This window comes from Coleofasciculus sp. E2-BRE-01 (assembly GCF_040221695.1).
GTDB lineage: Bacteria > Cyanobacteriota > Cyanobacteriia > Cyanobacteriales > Coleofasciculaceae > Coleofasciculus.
In genome coordinates this window covers 19,164-45,034 of record NZ_JAVKEA010000112.1, presented here as the reverse complement: position 1 = coordinate 45,034, position 25,871 = coordinate 19,164, and the positions used below count along the sequence as shown (strand labels likewise).

Below are 25,871 nucleotides of genomic sequence, written 5' to 3'. Positions count from 1 at the left end.
GGTGCGCCCCTACCTTATCGCTGAATTTGAGCGAAGATTTCGTCTAATATCTCTTGCGCCCCTTGCTGACGTAATAGTTGAGCCAGTTCAACTCCTACGGCTTCCGCCTCAGTCACCTCCCCGGTCACGGTATCTTTAATTAAGCTTGTCCCATCTAAACGGGCAACCATACCCGTGAGGATCAGGCTATTTCCCTTGATCTCTGTATTTACGCCAATGGGGACTTGACAACCGCCTTCGAGTTCTCGTAAAAATGCCCGTTCTGCATAACACCGTTGTGCGGTTGGGGAATGTTCAATGGCTTTGAGTACATCCAAGATTTCTGGATCATCCCCCCGACATTCTATGCCCAACGCCCCTTGTCCCACAGCATGAAGGGAAATCTCCGAGGGTATAACTTGGTGGATGCGATCGCTCATATCCAATCGTTTTAACCCGGCGGCGGCTAAAATCAAAGCGTCAAACTCTCCAGCATCCAGTTTTCCGAGTCGGGTATTCAGATTTCCGCGAATATCTTTAAACGTGAAATGGGGGAAGTGGTAGCGCAATTGCGCCAAACGCCGCAGGGATGAGGTGCCAATCACCGCACCTTCGGGAAGCGTATCCAGTTGCTTACCTTGGTGCTTGGCGTGAAGTACCAATGCGTCGGCGGGGTTTTCGCGTTCCGTCACACACCCCAACACTAATCCTTCTGGTAACGCAGTGGGCAAATCCTTGAGGGAATGCACCGCTAAATCAATCTCCTGATTCAGCATCCCTACTTCCAATTCCTTGGTAAAGAGTCCCTTATCACCAATCTTGGAGAGTGCCACATCCAAGATTTTATCCCCGTGGGTACTCATCGTCTGGACTTCAAAGTCCCGATCCGGGTAGTGTTTTTGTAGTTGTTCCTGTACCCAATAGGTTTGCACCAAAGCCAATTGGCTTTTGCGGGAACCGATACGAATCGTGCGAGCAGGACTGGTAACAGTGGAGGACATAGAGCGATCGCGTCAAACAAATATAAAGAGTCACCTACTCTAGACTACCGCAGTTTGGTCATTCGTTCTTTGTCCTTTGTCACTCTTCCCTATTCCCTGTTCCCCGTTCCCCTTCCCCTGTTCCCTCTTCATTACCAATAACGATAGGAATAAAAGACTATGATCGATGAAGGTTACGTTAAGTATCAATGCCATTGGATTGAGACAAAACCACTCCCCTATAAACAGATTGCCGAAATTAATCAATGGCGCGATCAGCTCTATCAATTGAACCTAATCGGCATGTATGAAAATGGGATTGGTTTTGGTAATCTCAGTATTCGTTATACGCCCTCTGGTGAGTTTATCATCTCTGGCACAAAAACAGGCAGTCTTTCCCGATTAACAGAACATCACTATACTATTGTCACCGATTTTGATTTAGACCAGAATTCTTTAACCTGCACCGGACCTATCCAAGCCTCATCGGAAGCGTTAACTCATGCCACTCTCTATGCGGCAAATCCGACAATTAACGCAATTATTCACGTTCACAATCTCTCCCTGTGGCAGCAGTTAATCAACCAAGTCCCCACCACCGCCCAAGATTGTCCCTACGGCACTCCGGAAATGGCACGAGAAATTCTCCGATTATTTGACCAAGAGAATCTGATGACAAAAAGAATTTTAGTTATGGCGGGACATGAAGAAGGAATTATTACCTTTGGCGAAACCTTAGATGAAGCGGGTAGTCTGCTTTTGCATTACTACAATAAGTAGTCGGACTTGGAAAAGTCATCAGTCATAATTAATAATCAATAATTCACCAGCATACCCCCGAACGCAGTGAAGGGTCAATTGTAAGGGCGGGGTTAGCCATAATTGTAGGGGCGGGTTTAGCCACTAACTTAGCTTGTCACTGATAAATCAACAACAAAACCCGCCCTCCCCACCGATAAATCAACAACAAAATCCGCCCTTATTCAGGCTTTACTATTCCCTAGCTTTGATAGAGGAGAAGCTGAAGTGATTACTTTGGCATTAGAAAAAAGAATAGTACAGTAAACACACTCCCTTGATTAAGTTGCTAGAAAAGAATTATTATCAATTAATGACTGTCACGAGCCGTCACTAATGAAAAATCCACCTCTAGGATCAAACATGAAACCATGGACTCGCCGCTTGCTAAACAACTCTGCGAATGCAATTATATTTTTAAATTTCTCTCTCTGTGCTGTTTTGGGAGGATGTAACTTCGGCACTGTTCGTGGTGCTGATACTCCTGAGCGAGTAGTTGAGCAATACATTCTGGGCTTAGAACAACAGAAAGAAAATGTAATACTTCAACTGATTCCAAAAGAATATGTAGCTGAACAAGCTGTAGAGGACAAGATTTCTCAGTTCGGGGGTCACGAAGTAGAGGAATATAGCGTTGTCTACAACGAGGTGAAACCCGTTTTTTTGATAGCCAACATAAAAGGAATGTGGTGTAGCTGCGTAAGTCCTGTATATGTTCCATCCTCACCAAGATGCGATCGCCGACAATGGCTGTATGGGTTGGTTTAATATGATCCCTTTGTGAACGATCGTTGTTTTTTCTCAGTTATTGCAAAATACTGTCAATAGCTGTAGACTAAGAACCATTCACCCAGTTATTGCCAAAAATTCTTAACAATGTCATCGGTTCGTTTTTTATCTCTCACGGGTGCAGCCACGACTCTAGTTGCTCTGACAAGCTGTGGCAACCCGCAAACCTCTACTCCGACAACCCCAGAGGCTAACAGTTCATCCGCAACGACTAGCGAAAGCGAAACTACGGCGTCACCCTCTTAAGTAATCACGGACGGCTGGTGGGCAATGTCCACCCTACAGTCTTACAAATGACCAATGACAAATGACGAATGACGAATGCGTGAAGTCTTAACGGCAAACTCACTCAAATTAGCCCTCAACCGGAGAAATTTGCGAATGACTCCTCAAAGAGAGACGATTCTGCAAGTGTTTCAGGAACTACCCCCAGGTGAGCATCTTAGTGTCGAAGAATTGCATGATTGGTTAGAGGAGCAAGGAAAAAATGTCAGCCTGTCCACCGTCTACAGAACCGTTAAGTTAATGGTTCGCATCGGTGTGCTGCGAGAACTGGAACTAGCAGAAGGACATAAGCATTATGAGTTAAATTATTCGGGTTTAAAACACCACCATCATCTTGTCTGTCTTCAGTGTCATCAAACGATTGAGTTCAAAGATTCGTCAATTTTAAAGATTAGTCAACAACAAGCGAGGGATGAAAACGTTGAACTGCTTGACTGCCAGCTTACCCTTCATGCGGTCTGCTTTGAGGCAGTACGGCAAGGGTGGCCCCTTTTGTTGCCGAGAAACTGGTCATGTCCCCGGTACGGGGATTGACGGAATCCCGCTTTGTTTTGATAATGACAATCATTATTTTGATTAAGTCCAGGGAAAATCAATTCCCAATTATTAGGTCATAGGTGTGAGGACATGAAACAATCCAGTCTACTGTGGAACTATGGAGTAGTGAGTCCGACAATATTGGCGGCAATACTTGGAGTGGGAGTTAGTGCGATCGCAACAGAAGTGGATTCGCCTCAAACACAAGCATCCATAGCCGTTCCAGCCAATCCAGACAACGAAACCTTTGCTCCACTAACACCGATCGCCCAACTGCCTAATCCTCGTGGCGATTCCAGTGATGAAATTTGGGAACAAATTAACCACTACAGCAACGAGACAAACAGCTTGGATCAAGTGACCAATGTCTCTCAGTTACGGGATGTATCGCCTGGAGACTGGGCGTATGAAGCCTTGCGATCGCTCGTTGAACGCTATGGTTGTATTGCTGGATATCCCGATGGCACCTACCGGGGGAACCGCGCCATGACTCGTTATGAATTTGCCGCTGGGTTAAATGCCTGTTTGCAGCAAATCGAACGCCTAATTGCGGGTACTGACGGTGTTGACGAAGGTGACTTAGAAAGCCTACAACGGTTGATTCAGGAATTTGAAGCCGAACTTGCCACTTTAGGAGCGCGGGTAGATAATTTAGAGGGACGAGTCGCCTTCTTAGAAGATCATCAGTTTTCCACAACGACCAAACTATCCGGTGAAGTCATCTTTGGTTTGACGGGTGTGGCTGCGGGAGAAGATGCTAATGGCGATGATATCGATAATGTAACCATTTTTGGTCATCGTACCCGCCTGGAATTAAATACCAGTTTCACCGGAGAAGATGTACTCAGAACCCGACTCCAAGCTGAAGGATTAGGTTCTCTTACCGAGCAGACGATTACACCGGAAGGCGATCTCTTCTTTGCGGGTGCAACCGATAGTGATGTCGTGATTGATGCATTACTCTATGATTTTCCCCTGGGTCAAAATACCCGTGTGGTTATTGACGCCAATGCGGGTGCATCCGATGACTTTGCGAGTACAGTGAATCCCTTCCTCGATGGTGACGGCGGGAGTGGGGCGCTTTCTCGCTTTGGGACAAGGCATCCCATCTATTATTATCTCGATGGTGCTGGCATCGGTATCAATCATCTGTTGGGTGACAAGCTAGAACTCAGTGCCGGCTATTTAGCGAGTGAGGCGGCTGATCCCGGAGACGATACTGGCATATTCAATGGTCCTTATGGGGCGCTTGCCCAGATTTTGTTTAAGCCCAGCGATAGACTGAATATTGGATTAACCTATATCCATGCCTACAATCGAGACACCGACACTGGCAGCCGACGCTCCAATTTTCGCAGTTTTACCGAAGACGCGATCGGTAATGCCGTCCCCACGTCTAGCAATTCTTATGGTGTAGAACTATCATGGCGGTTAAGCGATCGCTTCGCCCTTGGCGGTTGGGTTGGCTACACCCAAACCACAACCCTTTCGACGCTGGATGGACAAATTGATCGCGGTGACTTAGATATTTGGAATTGGGCAGTTAGCTTAGCCTTCCCCGATTTAGGCAAAGAAGGGAGTGTCGCTGGAATTTTGGTGGGGATGGAACCGAAAGTTACTGATTCTAGCGTTAATATTGGCGGGATCGATATAGAAGATGAGGATACGTCTCTCCACATTGAGGCGTTTTATCAGTATCAGCTAACCGATAACATTGCCATCACACCGGGAATCATCTGGCTCACGGCACCTGATCACGATAGTGATAATGAGGACATTGTAATCGGGGCTATCCGCACCACCTTTAGCTTTTAACCTACATCTTTCACTATTCAAGGGCAAGCCAAAATCCGGGGAACGCTACCCCCGTTATAACCTAGTCCGCGCAGGCGGACTTTGTTTGTGTAGTAGCGATTTCAATCGCCTCCTCAAAAGGGGGTGATAAGGGCGAATTTGGTATAAGCCATTCAAGTTCCCTCTTTGTTCAGGGGTCTTGCTCATGGTATTGCAGAGATTTTAGCTTAAGTTGACACCAAAATGACTGACGGCTGTGTCACGCCGCCATCGTAAGGAGATCTCCTCAGAGGCGTCATGCACCTCTCTACATACTTCCTACGCCTTTATAAAGCGTATGTAAAAGTAACCGCTTGACTCAATTGAGGTAAATTCATAAGTTTATCTTATAGAAAATGGCTGAAGCAGGAATCAATATTAAAATGCTTGCCTATTACTGAGAGGTATCGTAACAACCAGTAACGTTTTTTCTGAAAATCTTTAATAACTAACGTATTATAACACTTGAATAAAAAAACTGCTATCATACACCTCCTTCTTCTTTACAAAACCTTCATGTAAATAAGTATTTCTATTGAATTAAAAAATAAATTCTTGATAAAGCAACAGAGACGTATAACATATTGACTTTAAAAAGATTTATTCTAGAAATAGATAAATAATGATTTCATTGGCAGGACGAAAAAATGAAACGTCTCGCTCAAACCGCTGCATCAGTTACAATCCTTGCCACGGCAACGATTAGCTATTTACCCAATAGAGCCGAGGCAATCACATTCAATAGTGGAGGAAACGCTATTGAAACAAGCGCTATTAAACAAGGCTCCTTGAGTAAGCTAATGTTTGATTTAGCGCCCATGGCTGTTAATGGAGGCAATTATTCTGGGCAGAATACATCATCTTTATTGCAGACCTACAATAATAACGTAGTCATTGATGCTGTTGCCGCGAGTGACGTAAATTCTCTCTTGTCTGATTTACAAGGATTAGGATTGCAAAATCCTTCGACATTTGGCTCCTTTGTGTCAGGGATGCTGCCGATTGAGGCTTTGGCATCGGCGGCGCAGTTAGAGAGCTTGAAATTTGCGAAACCCGCCTATAAACCCATCACCAATGTCGGCAGAACAACCAGTCAGGCTAATGCCGCTTTACGTGCAGATGTAGCGCGTGAGCAGTTTGGTGTCGATGGAACCGGGGTGACGATTGGAGTTTTATCGGATAGCTTTAATTTTTCTGGTACAGCCGCCGAGGATGTGGCGAGTGGGGATTTGCCATCGGGTATCAACGTGCTGAAAGATTTACCTAATGATGGGAGTTTAGGTGATATCTTTGGTATCGATGAAGGTCGTGCCATGATGCAACTGATCCATGATGTGGCTCCAGGTGCGGATTTGGCGTTTCACACGGCGGCTTTTAATGAAACCGATTTTGCCCAAGGGATTCTGGCACTCGCCGATGCAGGTGCGGATATTATTGTCGATGACATCTTTTATCCCACTGAGCCAATGTTCCAGGATGGAGTCATTGCTCAAGCGATTGATACTGTCGTTGATCAGGGTGTTTCCTATTTCTCGGCGGCGGGTAACGATGCTCGAAACTCCTACGAAAGTGCGTTTAATGGAAGTAATCTGTTTGAACCGTTAGTCGGCGGTGAATTTCATGATTTTGATCCAGGTGCAGGCGTTGATATTTTGCAAAGTTTGACGCTTCCTGAGAATAGCGGATTTGGCATCTCATTTCAGTGGGATTCACCATTCTTTTCGGTGAGCGGTGGTGCAGGTTCTCTTAATGATCTGGATATTTTCCTGTTTGATGAGTCAGGAACGAATATATTGGCGAGCAGTGTTAATCAAAATGTGGGGAATGATGCGGTTGAATTTTTCTCGTTCTTCAATGATGGTTCATTAGGAACCGATACGTTTAACTTAGCGATATCAAAGGTAGAGGGTTTAGATCCTGGATTGATGAAATACATCTTGTTTGGCGAGGGTACGCTGAACGAGTACGATACTGCCAGTGGAACGGTGTTCGGACATCCTAATGCTAGGGGAGCAGAAGCTGTTGGTGCGGCGTTTTATCAGGACACACCCGAATTTGGTGTTGATCCAGCTTTATTGGAGCCATTTTCCTCAGCAGGACCCACGCCGATTCTGTTTGATACGGCGGGTAATCGCTTGGCAAATCCGGAGATTCGCTTGAAGCCAGAGATTATTGCGGCTGATGGAACGAATACAACTTTTTTCCCACCTCCTTTCTTAGATCCTAGAGATCCCGAAGGTGATGGGTTTCCCAACTTCTTTGGTACGTCGGCGGCGGCGCCTCATGCGGCGGCTGTGGCGGCTTTAATGTTGGACGCTGCGCCGGATATGAGTCCAAGTGAAATTTATCGTATATTGGAAACGACTGCTCTGGATATGGAGAGTCCTGGTTTTGACTTTGACAGTGGTTTCGGGTTAATTCAAGCCGATCGCGCTGTAGCGGCTACTGTTCCTGAACCGGGTTCGGTGTTAGGGTTGCTGGTATTCGGTGCTGTGGGGATAGGTGTTCGATTATTAGGGAAGAAGCCTGATTGACTTGAGGGGGTGACAAGCTCGCGTCAAAGGTAGGCAGGTTGTGGGGTATGGGGTGTGGGGTGTGGGGAAAATATTAGAGAAACACAAAAGCCCATAAGATCACAATGCTGACTAGAGCGTGCCATTGGAGTTAAAATGGGGTCAATCATGCGCCAACTAAAAATCCCTCTAATCACGTTTATTTTTTGCCTACTCGTCAGTTGCGAGAATAACTCTCCAAACCCGACAGATACATCTCCTGTGTCTTCTCAAGATGCACGCTCGGCGCAGCCATCATCCCCTGACACCTCACCTGGCGAAAGTCCTACGGTTGATCCGTCTAAATCCACTCAATCGGCTCAAACCCAACGGATCTCTGCAAAGGGGATTGGAGTAGCACAAGTTGGGATGACGCTGGGTGAACTGAAAGAATTGCTGGCAGATCAAGCTGAGTTTCGGGTTACGTCACCATTCATGGTCGATTTTGATGCGATCGCGATCGTTCAAGAAGGTAAACCACAATACTACATCTTGTATCCGGCGGGAATACCGATGAGTGATGACGACATCATCGAGGCGTTAGTTACAGACAATCCCAATTATCAAACGGCTGACGGTGTTGGACCCGGAACCCCCCTGAAGCAAGCAGAAGAGGTTTACGGAGAAGCGACTCTGACCTATCACACTGTTAACGAGTCACGGGAATACGTCAAGTTTGCCCAACATCCGTCTCCTGACATGACATTTCGGCTGGGTGCAGCGAATGATGATAGCTTGGCTGGGGTCTATCGCTCACCGCAAAAGGAATTTAACCAGACGAAGGAGTATAAGGATACGGCGACGATTCGTTTTGTCGAAGTGTACTGCTCGAAGGATTGTCCCGTACAACCTCTGCCCAATTGATCATTGTTGATTTTTGTAATTCCAGGACTTACGCAGCTACACCATATATAGTGGTAAAGTGCGTGGAAAGGGGGGACAGCGATAGCCGGGGGGTTTATTCGTTGCACAATTAAAGAGAAATGGTATAACACAATTTAAACTGAAGTTACCCCCATACAGATGTACTGCACCAAGGCTAAAGCCTTATACCGTAATGGTTTGAACGCTCAATATCATCAAAAATCGTACCCATGTAGCACTTGCAAAAATACCGCGTTGGCGGAGCCTGTTCCGAAGGAATGTATCGTGGTATTTTTGCCATATAACAAGAGATCGGTTGAAACCCACGCTACATCAAGGTTTCAGCGATTGTACATAAGTAGGGCGGCTAAAAAATCGCTGAAAGCCTCACGGTGAGGCAGTTTTGATTTTTTGGCTGGGGGAACTTCAGTTTAAAGCCGATAATTTTCAGAACTGGAAGCGGTTAGATACCGGGTCAAAATTACCTTGCCCCTCGCTAGGTTATCACATTGCACAAACCTCACCTAGCGGTGCAAAAGAAAAATCTTCGAGCAATTGCCGCAGCTTCGGCTCAGTTGAGGAACGATTGATAGAATTAGTGATACGCTCCTTCCAATTGAGTGATATCAAGGGGCGATTTAGGTCTAGCTCCCACGGGTGGATGTAAAAAACACCATGACGACCTTCTTGCTCCAATGCACGAAAATTGCTATGTGTCAGCTTGTAGGGGTAGAGACGGAAGTAAGCGCCGCCAGACACTGGGATGTTATAAGCCAGGATTCGCCGAACTGACATTGGCATCTCATAAATTGGTCCGACAGGAGTATTAATTTGCTGTAGTTGCGGTTCAAAGTCTGGGATTCCATAGCGCCAATGTTGCATAGGGAAAATACTGCTGTCATATCGAAACCCTAATTCTGCAAGAATTTCAAGCGCCCACAGAGATCTGCGTGTTATCGAAAAGTAAGGCGCACGGTATGCGGTAACTGGCTTCCCCGCCAGGTCTGCAATCACATCCAAAGCGTGCCTAGTCTCGTCACGGAATCTTTCAACAGACATAGTGTATATAGGCTCATGAGACCATCCATGACAACCAAGCTCATGGCCGACTTCAGCTACTTGTTGTACAAGACTTGGATGCTCTACAGCCGCAGAACCCAGCCAGAAAAAAGTACCCTTTACCTCATATTCTGAAAGGAGTTCTAATATTCTGCTAAGTCCATAGTGCAGACGCCGCTCAGCAGATGCCCTTATCTTTTCATCGGCTATCCCATGATACCAATCTTCAACATCTACAGTAAAAATGTGTCGTATAGGCTGGGTTTGTTGTGATTCTTGATAAAAAGATTTCATTTCAACACTAGATCGCCAAGGATTTTTATATACTAACTCAGATCTTGCACCAATCTCAAAATCCTGGGAGCATCCCAATTTTGCACATTAGCTATTTTTGGAGAGCTGAAACCCATGAAATACCGTTGCTTGAGGTGATGTTGTTTCCCAAATGGGATGCTCCCAACATCCTAGCTTGACTCTAGGCTGTCATCTTGGATTAACAGGAAAAATGATTTGGTAATTTGTAAGGCAAAGAATAATATGAACCTAGGGTTATTCCATAAATTTCTATACCAAAGACGACGAGGTTCCAAAAAAAGTCGGAATAGCCATTCTAGTCCCATGTTTTGTAGCCAGCGGGGAGGAGAAGGCTTAGTCCCAGACAGAAAATCAAAGGCGGCACCCACTCCTACCATCACTCCTTGAAAATGCTTTTTGTGCTTGGCCATCCAATACTCTTGCTTAGGACAGCCCAAGCCGACAAATAGGATTCGGGCTTTAGAAGCATTGATATCTCGTATTACGGCTTCTTCTTCCTTGCAAGAAAGGGGGCGAAATGGAGGTGAGTAAATATAGGATATGCTTAGATTGGGATAACGCTGTCTCAGATTTCTTGCTAAATTATCTAAAACTTTGTTAGAACTTCCGTAGAAACCTACTGCTATTTCCCTTTTAGCTGCTTGTTCACATAGGGACAGGGTTAAATTTCTACCACAGACCTGCTCCTGATTAGCTACTCCTAAAATTCTAAGGCTCCCCACTAATGACATCCCATCTGGAAGCGTTAAGTCTGCTGCATTCAAAATTTCCCAAAATTTTTTTGAATCGTAAGCCTCCATAATCATGTGAGCATTAGCCAAGCAGACATAGTGTGAACTCTGATTTCCAGCCCAATCAAGCACTTTTTGTGTAGCCTTATTACAGCTTACAAGGTTGACTTTACTTCCTAAAATATGATGCTTATCCATACCTAAATATCCACTTACTAAAAATAATACTACAGCTAACCCGCACAAAAAAATTGTATCAAACCCATCTTCACACAATCTTTAAATATCTGTTTTTTCTAAACAATTATGTTTGTAAACACTCATTAAATATAAAGGAAATGCAACAAATGCTATAAAGCTCTAATAAAGAACGATTTAGCCTGAAAAGCTTAATCGTTAAAAAAATAAATAGAAATAAATTCATATAATTAAAAACTTTACCACTGAATAACAAGGCAAACTCGTTCCAACTCATCAATAAAAATTATAGGTAAGCCATTTTTCGGAACTTCATACAATCTTTAAAAAGCTTGATAGAGTTATGGCGCTCACCCACGGTTAAAGCGTGAGACTTTACCTCGTCCATCTCCAAGGGATAGCTTCAAAAAGGGGATGCTGAAGTGCGATCGCGCTTGAATCGTCCTATCCATAAGCTTTTGAGCCAATCTCAAAAATTTTTTGCCCAAACCCTTGACGAATTTGTAGTATATTTGTAGTATATATTTAAGAGCGAAGGGGAAAGAGCAAAACCGCTTGACTCCAAACGCTCATACCGAACCTTGAAAACTGAATATGTAACACATTTTTTCATTAATGTGGGGGCGTAGCTCAATGGCTAGAGCAAAGACCTGTCGAGTCTGAGGTTGCGAGTTCAAGTCTCGTCGCTCCCGCTATCTGGCTCTATCGTCTAGTGGACAAGGATCTCTGATTTTCGCTCAGAAGACACGGGTTCAAATCCCGTTGGGGCTATGACATTGATGAACGAGGTCAAGTTGTCAAGGGGTTGAAGGGAATACTGACAGCTCCGAACTTGACCTTTAAAAGAAGCAGACTATTTGAGGAAGGGGAGTATAGCTCAACTGGCAGAGCATACGGCTTTTAACCGTCTGGTTGCGGGTTCGATTCCTGCTGCTCCCACTCAATTTTTGGGAGTATAGCTCAGTGGGCAGAGCAGCACCCTCATAAGGTGCCAGTCGCAGGTTCGATCCCTGCTACTCCTACTGCTCCTGCTCCAGCCTCATCGTCTAGTGGTTAGGACGCTGCCCCCTCAAGGCAGAAAGAGGAGTTCAAGTCTCCTTGGGGCTATCTGGAGAGGTGGCTGAATTGGTGAAAGCACTTCCCTGCTAAGGAAGCGTGGGGCAACCCATTGCAGCTACTCTTCGAGAACGCTTTGCGAACAAATCCTGTCCTCTCCGCTTTATGTAGTATATCGAGCCAGACATACTACATAGACTCTGGGTCGGCTCGCCTATTAGGGTGGGCAACTGTCTGTAAAACAGCCGCTTTCATGCGTTGCAGGTGCGAATCCTGCCCGACCCATTGAATTTTAGTTTCAAAGTTCAAATCGAATGTAGGGATAGTGTAACGGCAACATCTCGGTCTCCAAAACCGATGATCTGAGTTCAAATCTCAGTCCCTGCGCCAATCAATCATTTCCCCTGGTAGCTCAGTTGGGTAGAGCGCTTGCCTGAAAAGCAAGAGGTCGTCAGTTCAAGACTGACCTGGGGGACTGGCATTGCCCTATAGCTCAATGGTAGAGCGACGCGCTGTTAACGCGGGGGTTGTAGGTTCGAGTCCTACTGGGGCAGCCATTTATTGCCCTGTGGTTTGACACTCCTCAGCCTTGCATGCGTGAGGATTCTTCTTTCATCGAGCGCTCTTACTATCAAACAGGGGTCCTATTTCATACCAGAGGAGCCTCTCTCCAGAAGCGTTTTGCTCCATTACAGAAGCTAGTTTCGATATGCCCTATCGTACTATGGAAAACAAAAAATAATCTGTTTTCTGGTGCTTGTTGCTTAGACTTTTTACCTGTACAAGCTTTCCTGTACAGAACCCTCTAAGCCTAGTTTTCAAGGTACGCAGCCTCTCGGCTCTGGGTTTTTATAGAGGTTTAATACCCTTTCCTCTCAACTAGTTTTAACACAAAGTCGTTCTATAAGGACGAGGCTTTAGACCCAATTTTTAGGTAACAATACTCGCTCCTGTGGCGGAATTGGCAGACGCGATCGGCTTAAACCCGATTTCTTAAATTGTGGGTTCGACTCCCACCGGGAGCATAACGGGATGTAATTCAGTGGCTAGAAGCCATGCTTTGGGAGCATGGAGTCGCAGGTTCAAATCCTGCCATCCCGATACACCCCTGTGATGTAATTGGAAACCATCACCGACTCAGACTCAGTGTCTTGCAGGTTCAACTCCTGTCAGGGGTATTTTCATCTACAGTTTTGAATTTTCACCCCTGTAACCCAATTGGAAGAGGTTCCATCCTAAGAACCTAGTTGTTGCTGGTTCGAGTCCAGTCAGGGGTATGGGTGATACGCGGGGATGAAGCAAGAGTGGCTTGCTAGGCTCATATCCTGGACATCAGCAGGTGCAACTCCTGCCCCCGCCACCAAAATGCAGGTGTGGTGTAATGGCTAGCATAGAAGCGTCGTATCCTTCTGATGCGAGTTCGACTCTCGCCACCTGCTTCAGATTGATTATGCAGGTGTGGTGTTAATGGCAACACAGCAGTCTTGTAAACTGCCGATGCGAGTTCAACTCTCGTCGTCTGCTTGTCACTATGCTGGAGGTTTTGTTTTTCAGATTAAGGAGGTGTAGAAATGACGACGATGACGGTAACTGATGCTTTGGCAGAATTGACACTGTTGGAAAAACGGATTGATTCGGCACGAGCGAATTTAGATAATAATACGTTAATTGCTGTTGTGGAAGTCGGTAAAGTGCCAACAGGCTATAAATCAAGAGAAGACCATGCCTCTAAAGCACGCGCGGCTTTGCAACGAGTTGATGCTTTAATTGACAGACGACGCACCATTAAACGAGCTGTTGTTTTATCGAATGCCTCCACCATGGTTTCCGTCGCGGGTCAAGAAATGACAGTGGCTGAAGCTATCGAGATGAAGAATTTCATCGTGTACTATGAGGCAGTTTTTCACACGATGGTATCGGCGTATACTCGCACTCAGAATGAGTACAAAACCGCTCAAGCACGAGTGAAAGATCGACTGGATAAGTTAGCCAAGGAGGTGTTGGGTAAAAATGCGGCGTCTGAAAAATATCAATCTCTGGCGGATAGTTTCTTAGAGCGAGAAGGTGTCGAATTGCTCGATCCCACTAACCTCGCAGAAGAGAGCGAGAGACGGCAAGTATTTGTTGAAGAGTTTAAATCAACGGTTGACCGGGTACTGTCAATTAGCAATGCCCGCACCATGATTGAGATTCCCGACTAAACTAGAAGTGCTGGTCACTCGAAAACCTCTAAATTTATGGATTTAGATGGATAGCTCAATGGCGTAGAGCACATGCTAGTAGAAGCATGAGGTGTCGATTCGCAACCGACTCCATCTACCACTACCTTTAAAGCTTAACGCTCAACGCTTAACGCTTAAAGTTCAATCGTTAAAGGTTAGACCATTAACTCTCAAACCATAAAGGTTAACGATCGATAAAATCCAGGGCGTTGGTTATAGGTTCCATGAAACCTTGAGATTTCCACCTGGCTGAGTGGTCAGCACTCACTTAAGCCCTCAACTAAAGTTGGGGCTAAAAGCTTAAACCCGTTGAAACGGGTTCAAAGGCTTCCTTTGTAAGTTCGATTCTTACTTTGGCTTTGACGCGGAAATTTATGATTCTGTTGGTTAATTAACTAGGGGAAAGACCTCTCCCAAAACCTCTCCCAAAACCTCTCCCTAGCCCTCAATTACGAGGGGAGGGAAGCGGAATATATAGCAATTTCCGGTTTGATGCGATACATCGTTAAGGGCGCAAGCTTTGCGCCCCTACATTTAGGTGTACCCTAAAATTGCTAGTTTCTATTCCCATTCTCGCCACTGGTTCGCCCAGTTTTGGAAAATGCCCAAAATTTGCTCACGTCGCTGTTCAAAGTTAGCGGCAATGCTAATAAAAATGATTCCAGCGATTAAGCCAATGACCCATTTTGAAAAGGGATACTGAAAACTCAAAACAACTAACTGGTAAAAAACCGTTAGCACAAATGTTGCTGTGCCAACCATTAAAAATGCTCTAATTCGCAGTCCTAATCCAGCCAATAGGACAACCACGCTAATGATTCCCGGAATCAGTCCAGTCTCTTGATGGAAAAATAAGGCGGTTAAACAAATGATGCTACTACCCAGTAAGCGGAGATAATGACGAGTTTGTCGTTGTCGGGGACGTCTTAATTCTGGATCAATTTGGGCAATGTAGAGGCAAGATCCGCCAATTAGGGCAGCATACCACAAGGGTTCAGTGATTTGTTGATTAACTAAAACCCGCCAGATTGCCCAATCAACAAAAAATAGACTCAAATATGTCCAGCGTAAATTAGACTGGCGGTTAGCAACCCAGGCATAAAACCCGGCAACTGCCAGTAAATTGATTGGAGGTAGGTTTTGATAATTGAGGCAAACTGTTAGCAAAGGAGAGATGATGGCGTAATGTTGCCAAGGTTTATCATTCCATCCCCAGCGTCGCCAGGGTAGTTGAAAAAGCGCGATCGCGAATAAACAAGCAATTACCCCTCTCCAGGGGTCAAATATACTCAACTGTGTCCATGTCAAACGCGCATAAACACCTGTGGCGGCGACTTCGGTTAATCCGGCGTATATCCAGAGGTTAGATGATGAGGGAGATGGGGGAGATGAAGGAGATGAAGGAGATGGTGAAGATGGGGGAGATGGTAAAGATGGGGAAGACAACTGGCGTTTTTGTCCTCTGGTACGCCCCTGTAATAAGGCATAGATAGCCAGTATCCAACTGATGGCAAGTCCGATGGTTCTTAGCTTGGGTGTGGTTAACACCGACATTCCCACCGTTAACACCATCAGGAAACTGGCAATTGCCCAGTGAATGTGGGCGGTGATTTTAATTTCAGTGATACTGAGGTTGAGAAGGGTAGAACGATCGCGCGATTGCCAAAACCGAGCTAACAGCCGATAAATAATCGCGATCGCAGCCGCTACACCTCCTAGAATAGTAAAGCCATCTGCCGGATTTCCGCCCTCGGCTTGCAGCATCTGGTAAATCACCAATTCATACCAAGCAATGGAAATACCCGCTAGGGAAAGATAGGTGATCCCTTTCCAGGGAAGACGGCGACGCCCTACGCCTATCCCCGTTAACGCTGCACCGAGGGTGAGTAACCCGGTATAAGGGGTGAAATACGTCCAGCGCAAACTAATGCCAATTAGGGCATAAATTAAGGGTAAACCCTCCAGTGCATTTCTAGCGCCTACCTCTTCCTCGGTGTCTCCCTCTAAACGGGCAAACCACCAATCGGTGAGGAATAGTATCACAAGTGCCAAGATAATATTGGCGGTGGCTAGGGTTAAGGATGAACCATTTCGTAACAGAATGGTATTCGCGATCGCTAATTCGATTGCCCAACTGATGCCATAGACACCAAATTCTGTAAATGATCGCCAACAGCGAAACCAAATCGCACCGCCAATTAACATTGATGCGGCTAGGTAATGCCAACTGGATGGAATTAGTTCAACGTAACTCTGGGTACTGTGCAGCGTCAGAAATCCTAACTCTGTACCAGACAGGGCAATTGCCCACCCATCCGAGGCTTGGGCATACGACGAAGCTAAATCGCCAGACTGGGGAATTAAGCTAGCCCGTAGTAGCCATAATCCGAAACTTGCGATCGCGCCCACCACATACCAATCGGCGACGGATAGGGCGGGTAATCCGGGAATGCCTTGCCATAGCCATGCCGCCAAAAAGCTGAGGGCAAAACCAATTGTAATGACGGCGGCTACCGTTTCGCGTAAATAGCGACTATTCAGGAACATTAACACTGTGGCAACCCCTAAGCCAATCAGCCGACTCTGCGGTGAGGCTAGGGTTAGCCCTTGTACTAAAAATAAAGCGATCGCACTCCACGAAGCTGCCTGAATGCGCCGCGATCGCTGACTAAGACTGGCAACTCCAGTTAAGGTTAATGGGGTGAGTAACCATAAAAGTCCCCAGAGGTGCGTGGGAAAGGGAATTACATAGGTAATGCTTTCCTCAGCCAGTAAAACATAACTAATTCCAGCGAGGACAAAACCAATGTGCCAACAACTGAGATACCAAATCTGTTGGGGGACAGGAGATGGAGGATTTGCTTCTACCGTTTGCCCTTCCTGCCTTATACTCAGACTCCATTCTCCTACCATTAACGCCAACAATAAACTTGCCCAGAGGGGTTGGCTGAGAGTTGGAAACCATCCATCGATAAACGAACAGAGGGTTAATAATCCGGCGATATGGGTGAGATAAACCAGAGGAACCCGCAGAGGAGGGCGGCGATGAGTAACAATAGCAAGGGTGATAGTAGAGAGTAAGAGATTGAGCGATCGCGCCGTCGGATTCAGGCTACTGATTACCGTTAACATCACACCCAATCCTAATGTGAGTCCTTCCCCAAGCCGGGCTAATTTAGGGTTCGACTTCCGATATAGCCAATCGGTCAAACCTACCCACAGAATAATGTAAGGAAATAGGGCAACACCCCAACAGGCTTCCACATTTGAACCCACCTGTTGAGAGAGGAAACTGATTACCTGTTCTTGTACCGCTGCAGGGATTAATCGCCATAGTAAAAATAGCGTTTGCAAGCCAATGATAAAGATGGCAGCTAAATCCAGACGCCGCCGAGAATACTGTAAGCGCTGGGTGAAAAACCCAATCGCCAACCCACTAACCGCCGTGGCTTGCCAAGGAATGTCTTCTCCTACCGAAACCAACCAACCGATCAACAGTAACCCACCGCCAATTCCATCCCAGACTTTTGTGCTAAAGGAGGAAACAGACTCTCGTGAGACGGCTGGAGGTTTTCCCTGTCGCGCCAACAACCAACCACAAATTCCCATCGCCAAACCGAGTTGGGTAATTGGCACATTCATCACGAAAATTGCCCGTCCTAATAACACCGTAAGGGCATAAATCACCACTAAACTACCCGTGGGTGCATTATTCGGCAAAGATGGGGAAGCGCGAGGGGTTGAAGCGGAGGCGGGGAGAAACATTGCGGTTCCGATGACGCCTAAATAAACAGCGACTAATGGAACCTGTGACCAATTCCAACCCCAGTGTAGATAACTTAACCATAAAATTAGAGAAGCGCGGGAGGTAAGCCGAAATGAGTTCGTTTGGATAGACGAATTGATAACCGTAATTCCCGTTAAACTTAACGCCGCCACCCCCACAACAATCCATTCCCAGGGATGACGCCATAAGCCAAAACCATCTATTGCCCAAAAATTAACCGGGACTAAAAGTAAGGCAATCAGTTGTAAGGTTTGAGAGGTTAATTTTAAATTAGAACGTTTTCCCGCCCACAGGCTAATTCCCCAAAAGACAATGGTATATGTCCATAACACACCATACTGTCCCGATGGCGGAAAATTCTGCCATTGAGTCGCGGCGAGGACACCGGAGGAGACAACAACCAGAAAGACACCTAGAAACAGCAGCCAGCGTACACTCAGTTCCTCTTGCCATGATTGCCAGATGCGGGATACAGGCGACACAGTAGGAATAGGAACGGGTTCCTCTACCTTGGTTTCCACCTTTCGGGATTGGGGGCGAGATGGAAGCGGCGCAATCTCTGGTTGCGGGAGGCGACAAGATAGATAAAGTTGCCCTAGTTGCTTAACTTGGGCATCACTGATTAAACCCAAGCGCAACCAGGTGTCTAGACCTTTGAGTAACTTGGGATTGGAGGCAGAAACAGTGAGTTCAATTCTCACAGGGCGTGGCGAGGACATAGTTTTCGGGGGAGTAAGTCAACTTATGCCCTGAACTAAAGTTCGGGCTAAAAGCTAAAACCCGTTAAAACGGGTTTAAAGCCTTTCATGTAGTAAGCTTTAGCTTACTTGAGCTTTAAGCCGGAAATTTATTTCCTGGCGTTCAAGTTCTCGACATTCCGTTTAAGTCAGCGCCATTCACCTTAAGTTGATACTAATGCAAGATTAATTAATTCTAGCATCAGATTTTCCAGTTGATGATTGATGACTCAGGACGGGTTTTGTTGTTCATTTATCGGTGGGGAGGGCGGGTTTTGTTGTTCCGTTAGTGGTGAATAGCTGAATTGATTCCTTAAACCCGCCCCTACAGATTCCCTAAACCTACCCCTACAGATTTCCTCAACCCGCCCCTACAATTGTCCCTAAACCCGCCACTACAATTGACGTATAAGGTATAAATTATTACTTATGAACAGGATGGCGATCGCGCAAGATACACTCAAGATTCTTGATGCTGGCTATTACGACTCTCCGATGGGTCAACGGGTTGATATTACTCAAGATTTAAACGCTTGTTTGGTGCAGACAAAATACTATGACCCAGACAGCCTCTCGACTCTCGAACAAAATGTTCTCTCCAGCACTACCAAATTCTCTACAACTGAATTTGAAGTCAGAAATGAGACAACTTTGATCGGCTCAAAACGCATGGCACAATCTCAACAGTTTCACAAGATTGGCGTCCTCAACTTTGCTTCAGCTAAAAACCCAGGCGGTGGCTTTATCAAGGGCGCACAAGCCCAGGAAGAAAGTCTAGCTAGAAGTTCTGCCCTTTATAAAAGCTTGTTAAAATGTCCAGAATACTATGAGTATCATCGTTCCCATAAATCACTCCTCTACTCAGATCGAATCATTTATTCCCCAGGTTGTCCAATTTTCCGTAACGATGATGGCACATTACTAAAAATAGGCGAAGTTTTGTATAGTCGCGGTGCTAAAGTCTTGAGTTTAGCCGTTTATCAGGGATGTGATGCGCTAGTTTTAGGCGCTTGGGGGTGTGGTGTTTTTCAGAATGAACCCTCAATAGTTGCCCAAATGTTTGCTAATTTTTTATTACCCAATGGTCAGTTTTTGGGACAATTCAAAATGGTGTTATTTTCTGTCCTTGATTCAACCCAACAAAAAAGGATAATCACCGAATTCCACAATCGATTTTCAGCTAAATGACAAAGGAAAGAGGACGAAATATAAGCTCCCATAGCTCAAGGGATAGAGCAGCAGCCTTCTAAGCTGAGAGTTCCAGGTTCAAATCCTGGTGGGGGCGTTGAATACTGTTCAAAAAGGAGGTTATTTTCTTTGACTCAACAGACTGTGCGATCGCGCCTTGCGTGCCCTGACATCTAAGAGCCTACATACTTAGTACGAGAGGAAGAGTAACGCTGTTTTATTAACAGTGGGCGTTTGAGAACGAGGAGTGCGAAGAACCCGATAGGTTGGCTTAGAGGTAGCCATCCTTTAAAGAGTGTGTAATAACTCATCGGCGGAGTCCTCTAGTAACTGAGAAGACGCATCACAACGCTCTGGTAACTTGCACGCGAGGGCGATCGCACAATTACAGGATGTTAGACTATAATAGTACAAAAATACCAATTAAAAGTATGCCGATCTATTTCTACAGCACCCGCGAAAAACCCTACGGTTGCTTTTCCAATTTTTCTCGCCATGGTTTTGAGTTAGATGGTTGTTGGTGGGCAACGAGTGAACATTACTTCCAAGCACAGAAATTTGTCGAGACGGATCCCCCTTGGTTCGACAAAATCCGCGAAGTGAAAACGCCTAAAGACGCTGCCAAAATTGGCAGAAGTCGGGAACACCCTATCCGGAGCGATTGGGAACAGGTCAAGGAGGAAATCATGAAGCGGGGAGTTTTGCAAAAGTTTGAAACTCATGCTGATATCCGTGAGATACTTTTGGCGGCAGGGGATGAGTTGATTGTCGAGAATGCCCCCAGAGATTACTACTGGGGATGCGGTAAAGATGGCAGTGGTAAAAATAAATTGGGAGAGATTTTAATGGCAGTGCGAGAGATATTGCGTCAACCCCTTACAAAGGACAAAGGACAAATGACAAATGAGAAATGACGAATGACAATCTCCACCGTTAGCTTTTATTATGTCCACCCACTTAGGGTCTGTAGTTCCAATGGGAGAACGCCTGTTTTGCACACAGGAGGTTGCGGGTTCAACCTCCGCCAGATCCATTATGGTGTCTGAAGCCAAAGCGGTCGTGGCGCTTGTTTGTGGAACAAGTCAATAGCGGGTTCAAGTCCCGTCAGACACCCTTAACTGGAAGATGCCGCTGAATGGACGGCAAGCGGTCTTGAAAACCGTGGTACGGCAGCGATGTCGTAGGGGTTCGATTCCTCCATCTTCCTCTATCCACCGGAAGCCGAAAAGTGAGGCGCTGTGCTGATAATGCAGAGGTAGAAGGCTGAAGGGGTGACAAGCTGGCGTCAAAGGTAGGCAAGGTGTGGGGTATGGGGTGTGGGGTATGGGGTGTGGGGTAAATCTTAGAGGAACACAAAAGCCCATAAGAGGATATAGGGTAAGGAGCGAGCGCTCTCCAGGCGAGCCAACGAATAAACAATAGAGTTTTTGGTGACTCCCTGAGTAAAGTTCAATTTTTCCCGACACCCGACACCCGACACCCGACACCCGGTAGTACCTTCAAGTTCCTTGTCACCCCCTCAGGGTAGAAGGGGCAGTACCTTCCCGGTGGATTCATCCCTCTGCCAGTGGATTCTGGCACTGATACTACGAATATCGGATGCGGTGGTTCAATTCCATCCAGAGGGGTTTGATCGGGGGTGAGTAGCTGTAATCAAAAAGCTGGAAACATTTACCCATTATTGCCCATGCATTGGGTAGAGACTTGTCCCGATGGAATGGGTTCGACAAGAGTAAGTAGTCGGACACAAGTTTTGGGAACTGTATAAAGTTTTGTAAGCATTACCGCAACGCTTGTGACATAAAAATTCGTGCTTTTTTACATTTCTTAACACAGAGCCGTTTATTTATGTCCGACTACTTATGTATACTTTTTGGTGTACCTATCCAGCCAAAAACCACAGCTAGATAGGTGACTTTATATAGCCGCCAGTTAGGTGGTGTTAGCCTGTGGACTGGTTAAGTGCCGTCACTGCCAGGATGAAGCAGGAAGTAAGTTCCAATGATGTCCATGCTTTGGATAAGTTTGGGTAAATCTTATATAACGGAATGTAGCTCAATTGGCAGAGCAGGTGACTCTTAATCACTGGGTTGCAGGTTCGATTCCTGTCATTCCCATTTGTTCGGGTGTGGCGCAGTTTGGCTAGCTAATTAATATTATAATAGTTATACTGCGGATAAAACTAATGTCTGTACAAGCCATGAAAATACAAGATCTAAAACTAGAACTGATTCAGTGGATTTTATTATTACAAGATGTTCAACTTTTAAATGAGATCCAGACTATCAAAGAAAATTCAGCGGAAAATATAGTCACTACTAAGCCTCGCCAATTTGGTTGTGGTAAAGGTATTTTTAGTTATGTGGCAGATGATTTTGATGCAACACCTCTGGGTTGTGAAGACTATAGGCTAACATGAACTATTCAATTAATACTCATTTATAATAAATAATCAGTTTCAAATTTTAGACGCTAAGTTTAGTCATTACGAAATATTGCAGCATTTGCCCTTTCATCATCAAGATCCTTTTGACCGCTTGATTATCGCTCAGGCAAAAGCCGAAGATTATATGATCATCACAAATGATAATCGCTTCAAACTGTATAATGTAAAATTGGTGTAATTTGAACATCATCGGGGCTTTTCTGGATTACTTATTCGATCAAGCTGTGTTTATTGTTTTCAATAGATTAGCCGACACAAACGACACGCAAAAAACAGAAAATTGGAGTAGGTTTCTACATCCATAAATACGCGATCGCATACATTCAAAACTGACTAAACTCCGTACTTTTCGCCGCTCAGATTCCCAGAACCCCGGTTTCTGGTGAGGACGACAGCAAATCAGCATTTTAGGTGCGTTAGCGAAGCATAACGCACCCGATGAAATTAAGTCTAAGCCAACTTACTTAACTCTCCATTACTCTCCTCTGTTATTATCGAACCAATCCCATCTAACGTCGCTGGAATCGTGCGCGGGTCCATAAACATGATCTTGCTGCTGTTACTACTACCAATTTTTATCCCCATATCCAAATAGTTTTGTGCCAATAAAAACTGTAGTGCTTGGGCTGATGAGGGAGCAGTGTTTAACTTTTTGCTAAGAATATCCATCGCGGCGGCTGTCCCTTGCGCCTTGAGAACTTGCTGCTTTTGTTGCGCTTCCGCCTCTAAAATAGCGGCTCGTTGACGCGCTTCTGCCTCAATGATTTGTGCCTCAGCTTCCCCTCTGGCACTATTAACGACTGCTTCTCGTTCTCCTTCCGATGTCAGAATTGCCGCCTGTTTTTTCCGTTCCGCTGACATCTGTAATTCCATTGCCCCTTGCACGGTTTTTGAAGGAACAATATCCCGCAATTCTACCCGCGTTACCTTGACTCCCCACGGTGCTGTGGCAATATCTAATTCCCGCAATAGCATTTCATTCACTTCAGTGCGAGCGGTAAAGGTTTGGTTCAGTTCAAGTTTCCCCATTTCTGAGCGAATTTGAGTTAAAACTAAATTCACCATCGCGGCTTGCAGATTCTGAACTTTGTAATAAGATTTTTCCAGATTAATTACCCGCCAATATACCACAGCATCCACTCCAATTGAAACATTATCACGAGTAATGCAATTTTGCGGTGGGATTTCTAAAACTTGTTCGCGAATCGTTTCCTGACAAGCAATTTGATCCAGGAATGGGATAACAAAATTTAGACCCGGTTCTAGTTTTTTACCATCATATCGACCCAGGGTTTCAACTAACGCCTCTTCCCCTTGTTTAATAATCTTGACACTCCCCGCTAAAGTTGTACCTGTTAGCGCGATAAATGCCATAAAAAACCACTGATACATTTTAATTATCCTCTTGAGATACAATTTGATTGAATGTGAACCGATCAGCCATTAAATGGTACTGGCTTGATGTTTTGCGAATACCACGGATAATGAACCCATTACGCTCGAAATAAATGTTCCGGCAAAACAATTAATGTGTTATCCTCTTGTCCGACAACATAAACGGTTTGATTGGCAGGAATACTCATTTGCCGTTCTTGACAACGCGCTGCCCAAGAACTGCCTTCATAGAGAACTCGTCCGGTTTCTCCTAGTGAAATTTCCGTTAATGTTTTGGCTTCCGTTGCTTCTGGAACTTTAAATTTTTTCCGCTTGAGCAACATCGGACGTATCCAAATAACCGAGGCTGTAGACAATACCATCCAGTAAGCCACCTGCCAGCGAAATGCGATAAATCTTGTCATTCTAAACAAGCTAAACGCTATGATTAGGGAAATAATTCCCATTGACAGAGGCACAAGTCTGAACTTTTTGCTGAAGGCTTTTGGCAGAAACAACTCCAGTAGGCAAAGTACAACACCACTACCTAACCAGAACAAGGATGGATGAGGAATAAATGCGGATTTCGTAGTCGCTTGTGCCAGAATTGTTTGGGCATCAATGCGATTCACTTCTGTCTGCATTAACAGCAATGTGAACATCTGACTATTTTCAAATAGAAGGACGAATGACATAAGACGAATGACCAACTCATGGCATGACAATCAACGTATTATCCTCTCGCCGCAACACATAAACCGTTTGATTCGGTGCGATCGCACGTTCGGGATCGGCACAACAGGCTTGCCAAGAGGAACCCTCATACATCACTCGTCCCGTTTCTCCCGGTAATATCTCGGTTAATACCTGGGCTTGAGTTGCCTCTGGGATAGTATATTTAGGACGCCGAATCAACATAGGGCGCAACCAGATAGCAAAGGCAAAGGATAATCCCATCCAATACATCACCTGTAAGCTAAACCCGTCATACATCAGGAATTGCCACTCAAACCCCAGTGCGATCGCGCCCTGCCATACAATAAATGAGACAAGTAACGCAGCTACACCCATCATCAGGACAATAAACCGGAATCGCTTCGCCCAAGATTTGGGGATAAGGAATTCAACTAGGCAAAGTAGAACACCTGCAATCAGCCAAAATATGGGTGGAGTAATCCGAAAGGTTGATTGAGTCGTCGCCTGTGCCAAAACTTGGAATAACACATGAATGTCCTCGTGAACTCGGTTAATAGCAAGGGTTTTCTCTTGCTAATTGCTATTAAACCCGGTGGTGATTTGAGTTCGTGATGGAGTTGTTCGAGTTCGTATCGAGTTCTCATCGACTTCCGAGTAAGTCTGTCATTTGTCATTTGTCATTTGTCATTTGTCATTCGTCATTATTTAACCGTTAATCGTAGGGTGCGTTAGCGTAGCGTAACGCACCTTTACCCCCATAAGTAGTGTTGCTGCGTAAATCCTGATTATTTAATCCTTAAGGAGGTACAGTAAAAGTAAGCCTTCGTTCAATATTCCCGGTTTAACTATGCAGGTTACTGAACAGCAATACTACACTCCAGAGGAATATCTAACCCTGGAGGAAGCAGCCGACTATAAAAGTGAGTACATTGACGGTCAAATTTATGCCATGGCAGGTGGATCTACAAATCATAATCAGATCGCGCTTAACTTTAGTACCGAACTTAATTTTGCCTTCAAGCAACTCGATTACCGAGTTTTCATGAGTGATGTGCGTCTGTGGATACCGAAAAGACGTATCTATACCTATCCCGATGTCATGGTTGTTGCAGAAGAACCCGACTATTACAATAACCGCACCGACACAATTACGAATCCTCAGGTTATTATCGAGATTTCGTCAAAATCCACCCAAGGGTATGACTACAGTGGCAACTTTGAAGCCTACCGTACAATTCCCAGTTTTTGGGAGTATTTACTCCTGGATCAAACTAAACGATATGTTGAACATTTTTCTAAGACAGACACTAAACAATGGTCATTGCGCGAATATGATGAATCCGATGAGGCGATCGCGTTCTCCTCACTCGATTTTGAAATTTCTTTAACTGATGCGTATAACAAGGTTAAGTTTGAACCCGAAGATGCTGAGTCTGAATAATATA

General features: G+C 45.3%; 21 protein-coding genes, 23 tRNA genes and 1 other annotated feature. Of the genes, 36 read left to right on the top strand and 8 right to left on the bottom strand.

The features are described 5' to 3' along the window. Positions 1-14: 14 nt before the first annotated feature. A complete protein-coding gene (gene hemC, locus RIG66_RS13600) occupies positions 15-980 on the bottom strand; it encodes a hydroxymethylbilane synthase (RefSeq protein ID WP_446378791.1) in 966 nt (321 codons plus the stop codon). A gap of 159 nt (positions 981-1,139) precedes the next feature. On the opposite strand from hemC, the gene RIG66_RS13595 reads away from it, so the two are divergent. The 7 genes from RIG66_RS13595 to RIG66_RS13565 all read left to right on the top strand — a co-directional run bounded on the left by RIG66_RS13595 (position 1,140) and on the right by RIG66_RS13565 (position 8,617). Then, a complete protein-coding gene (locus tag RIG66_RS13595) occupies positions 1,140-1,739 on the top strand; it encodes a class II aldolase/adducin family protein (RefSeq protein ID WP_446378789.1) in 600 nt (199 codons plus the stop codon). Between the two features lie 381 nt (positions 1,740-2,120). After that, positions 2,121-2,525, top strand: coding sequence for a hypothetical protein (locus RIG66_RS13590; protein WP_446378787.1), 405 nt, complete (start codon positions 2,121-2,123; stop codon positions 2,523-2,525). A 108-nt stretch (positions 2,526-2,633) separates the two neighbouring features. Beyond that, positions 2,634-2,792: a hypothetical protein gene (locus RIG66_RS13585; protein WP_446378785.1), complete on the top strand. Its 159-nt coding sequence runs from the start codon at positions 2,634-2,636 to the stop codon at positions 2,790-2,792. A 75-nt stretch (positions 2,793-2,867) separates the two neighbouring features. Further along, positions 2,868-3,365, top strand: coding sequence for a transcriptional repressor (locus RIG66_RS13580; RefSeq protein ID WP_446378783.1), 498 nt, complete (start codon positions 2,868-2,870; stop codon positions 3,363-3,365). A 93-nt stretch (positions 3,366-3,458) separates the two neighbouring features. Further along, the gene (locus RIG66_RS13575; protein WP_446378781.1) at positions 3,459-5,183 is read left to right on the top strand and encodes an iron uptake porin; all 1,725 of its coding nucleotides are present in this window, start codon (positions 3,459-3,461) and stop codon (positions 5,181-5,183) included. 665 nt (positions 5,184-5,848) lie between these two features. After that, positions 5,849-7,735 carry a S8 family peptidase gene (locus tag RIG66_RS13570; RefSeq protein WP_446378779.1) on the top strand — a complete coding sequence of 629 codons (1,887 nt, stop codon included), beginning with the start codon at positions 5,849-5,851 and terminating at the stop codon, positions 7,733-7,735. Between the two features lie 147 nt (positions 7,736-7,882). Next, positions 7,883-8,617: a hypothetical protein gene (locus tag RIG66_RS13565; protein WP_446378777.1), complete on the top strand. Its 735-nt coding sequence runs from the start codon at positions 7,883-7,885 to the stop codon at positions 8,615-8,617. A gap of 504 nt (positions 8,618-9,121) precedes the next feature. Here the strand turns inward: RIG66_RS13565 and RIG66_RS13560 are convergent. Beyond that, entirely contained in the window at positions 9,122-9,970 is an 849-nt protein-coding gene (locus tag RIG66_RS13560; protein WP_446378775.1) for a polysaccharide deacetylase family protein, read from the bottom strand. A 170-nt stretch (positions 9,971-10,140) separates the two neighbouring features. Beyond that, the gene (locus RIG66_RS13555; protein ID WP_446378773.1) at positions 10,141-10,920 is read right to left on the bottom strand and encodes a WecB/TagA/CpsF family glycosyltransferase; all 780 of its coding nucleotides are present in this window, start codon (positions 10,918-10,920) and stop codon (positions 10,141-10,143) included. 619 nt (positions 10,921-11,539) lie between these two features. Between RIG66_RS13555 and RIG66_RS13550 the strand changes: the two genes are divergently transcribed. The 19 genes from RIG66_RS13550 to RIG66_RS13460 all read left to right on the top strand — a co-directional run bounded on the left by RIG66_RS13550 (position 11,540) and on the right by RIG66_RS13460 (position 14,298). Continuing rightward, positions 11,540-11,612, top strand: a tRNA-Asp gene (locus tag RIG66_RS13550). A gap of 6 nt (positions 11,613-11,618) precedes the next feature. Then, positions 11,619-11,691 (top strand) — tRNA-Glu (locus tag RIG66_RS13545). Positions 11,692-11,786: 95 nt separating this feature from the next. Then, a tRNA-Lys gene (locus RIG66_RS13540) sits at positions 11,787-11,859 on the top strand. Positions 11,860-11,869: 10 nt separating this feature from the next. Next, positions 11,870-11,942 (top strand) — tRNA-Met (locus RIG66_RS13535). Between the two features lie 13 nt (positions 11,943-11,955). After that, a tRNA-Glu gene (locus RIG66_RS13530) sits at positions 11,956-12,027 on the top strand. Positions 12,028-12,030: 3 nt separating this feature from the next. After that, a tRNA-Ser gene (locus RIG66_RS13525) sits at positions 12,031-12,137 on the top strand. Between the two features lie 41 nt (positions 12,138-12,178). Next, a tRNA-Tyr gene (locus tag RIG66_RS13520) sits at positions 12,179-12,261 on the top strand. A 31-nt stretch (positions 12,262-12,292) separates the two neighbouring features. Next, positions 12,293-12,366, top strand: a tRNA-Trp gene (locus tag RIG66_RS13515). 11 nt (positions 12,367-12,377) lie between these two features. Then, positions 12,378-12,451 (top strand) — tRNA-Phe (locus tag RIG66_RS13510). A 7-nt stretch (positions 12,452-12,458) separates the two neighbouring features. Continuing rightward, positions 12,459-12,533: transfer RNA gene (locus RIG66_RS13505), tRNA-Asn, on the top strand. A 389-nt stretch (positions 12,534-12,922) separates the two neighbouring features. Next, positions 12,923-13,001 (top strand) — tRNA-Leu (locus RIG66_RS13500). A 3-nt stretch (positions 13,002-13,004) separates the two neighbouring features. After that, a tRNA-Pro gene (locus RIG66_RS13495) sits at positions 13,005-13,077 on the top strand. A 3-nt stretch (positions 13,078-13,080) separates the two neighbouring features. Beyond that, positions 13,081-13,154: transfer RNA gene (locus RIG66_RS13490), tRNA-Leu, on the top strand. 25 nt (positions 13,155-13,179) lie between these two features. After that, positions 13,180-13,253, top strand: a tRNA-Leu gene (locus RIG66_RS13485). A 10-nt stretch (positions 13,254-13,263) separates the two neighbouring features. After that, a tRNA-Met gene (locus RIG66_RS13480) sits at positions 13,264-13,339 on the top strand. A gap of 4 nt (positions 13,340-13,343) precedes the next feature. After that, positions 13,344-13,415 (top strand) — tRNA-Thr (locus RIG66_RS13475). A gap of 13 nt (positions 13,416-13,428) precedes the next feature. After that, positions 13,429-13,500, top strand: a tRNA-Thr gene (locus RIG66_RS13470). A 47-nt stretch (positions 13,501-13,547) separates the two neighbouring features. Beyond that, the gene (locus RIG66_RS13465; RefSeq protein ID WP_446378771.1) at positions 13,548-14,177 is read left to right on the top strand and encodes a hypothetical protein; all 630 of its coding nucleotides are present in this window, start codon (positions 13,548-13,550) and stop codon (positions 14,175-14,177) included. 44 nt (positions 14,178-14,221) lie between these two features. Then, a tRNA-Tyr gene (locus tag RIG66_RS13460) sits at positions 14,222-14,298 on the top strand. A gap of 461 nt (positions 14,299-14,759) precedes the next feature. On the opposite strand, the gene RIG66_RS13455 is transcribed toward RIG66_RS13460, so the two are convergent. Beyond that, entirely contained in the window at positions 14,760-18,704 is a 3,945-nt protein-coding gene (locus tag RIG66_RS13455; protein ID WP_446378769.1) for a DUF2157 domain-containing protein, read from the bottom strand. A 447-nt stretch (positions 18,705-19,151) separates the two neighbouring features. Between RIG66_RS13455 and RIG66_RS13450 the strand changes: the two genes are divergently transcribed. From RIG66_RS13450 to RIG66_RS13425, 6 genes are all read left to right on the top strand, one after another. Further along, on the top strand, positions 19,152-19,910 hold the full coding sequence (locus tag RIG66_RS13450; RefSeq protein WP_446378767.1) for a TIGR02452 family protein: 759 nt from the start codon (positions 19,152-19,154) through the stop codon (positions 19,908-19,910). Positions 19,911-19,934: 24 nt separating this feature from the next. After that, positions 19,935-20,007, top strand: a tRNA-Arg gene (locus tag RIG66_RS13445). Between the two features lie 148 nt (positions 20,008-20,155). Continuing rightward, positions 20,156-20,234 (top strand) — a sequence feature (23S ribosomal RNA rRNA prediction is too short). A 107-nt stretch (positions 20,235-20,341) separates the two neighbouring features. Then, positions 20,342-20,824: an NADAR family protein gene (locus RIG66_RS13440; protein WP_446378765.1), complete on the top strand. Its 483-nt coding sequence runs from the start codon at positions 20,342-20,344 to the stop codon at positions 20,822-20,824. Between the two features lie 46 nt (positions 20,825-20,870). Further along, positions 20,871-20,943 (top strand) — tRNA-Ala (locus tag RIG66_RS13435). A gap of 5 nt (positions 20,944-20,948) precedes the next feature. Next, positions 20,949-21,023, top strand: a tRNA-His gene (locus RIG66_RS13430). A gap of 7 nt (positions 21,024-21,030) precedes the next feature. Next, positions 21,031-21,117: transfer RNA gene (locus tag RIG66_RS13425), tRNA-Ser, on the top strand. A gap of 242 nt (positions 21,118-21,359) precedes the next feature. Here the strand turns inward: RIG66_RS13425 and RIG66_RS13420 are convergent. Then, a complete protein-coding gene (locus tag RIG66_RS13420) occupies positions 21,360-21,491 on the bottom strand; it encodes a hypothetical protein (protein ID WP_446378763.1) in 132 nt (43 codons plus the stop codon). Between the two features lie 464 nt (positions 21,492-21,955). On the opposite strand from RIG66_RS13420, the gene RIG66_RS13415 reads away from it, so the two are divergent. From RIG66_RS13415 to RIG66_RS13405, 3 genes are all read left to right on the top strand, one after another. Continuing rightward, positions 21,956-22,027, top strand: a tRNA-Lys gene (locus tag RIG66_RS13415). A 68-nt stretch (positions 22,028-22,095) separates the two neighbouring features. Continuing rightward, positions 22,096-22,329: a hypothetical protein gene (locus RIG66_RS13410; RefSeq protein WP_446378761.1), complete on the top strand. Its 234-nt coding sequence runs from the start codon at positions 22,096-22,098 to the stop codon at positions 22,327-22,329. Positions 22,330-22,351: 22 nt separating this feature from the next. Beyond that, positions 22,352-22,534, top strand: coding sequence for a PIN domain-containing protein (locus RIG66_RS13405; protein WP_446378810.1), 183 nt, complete (start codon positions 22,352-22,354; stop codon positions 22,532-22,534). Positions 22,535-22,806: 272 nt separating this feature from the next. On the opposite strand, the gene RIG66_RS13400 is transcribed toward RIG66_RS13405, so the two are convergent. The 3 genes from RIG66_RS13400 to RIG66_RS13390 form a co-directional block, all read right to left on the bottom strand. Beyond that, entirely contained in the window at positions 22,807-23,748 is a 942-nt protein-coding gene (locus tag RIG66_RS13400; protein ID WP_446378759.1) for an SPFH domain-containing protein, read from the bottom strand. 101 nt (positions 23,749-23,849) lie between these two features. Then, the gene (locus tag RIG66_RS13395; RefSeq protein ID WP_446378757.1) at positions 23,850-24,425 is read right to left on the bottom strand and encodes an NfeD family protein; all 576 of its coding nucleotides are present in this window, start codon (positions 24,423-24,425) and stop codon (positions 23,850-23,852) included. Between the two features lie 16 nt (positions 24,426-24,441). Then, on the bottom strand, positions 24,442-24,954 hold the full coding sequence (locus tag RIG66_RS13390; protein ID WP_446378755.1) for an NfeD family protein: 513 nt from the start codon (positions 24,952-24,954) through the stop codon (positions 24,442-24,444). 319 nt (positions 24,955-25,273) lie between these two features. On the opposite strand from RIG66_RS13390, the gene RIG66_RS13385 reads away from it, so the two are divergent. Continuing rightward, positions 25,274-25,867 (top strand): Uma2 family endonuclease, encoded by a 594-nt coding sequence (locus tag RIG66_RS13385; RefSeq protein ID WP_446378753.1) that lies wholly within the window; start codon positions 25,274-25,276, stop codon positions 25,865-25,867. The last annotated feature ends 4 nt before the right edge of the window (positions 25,868-25,871 follow it).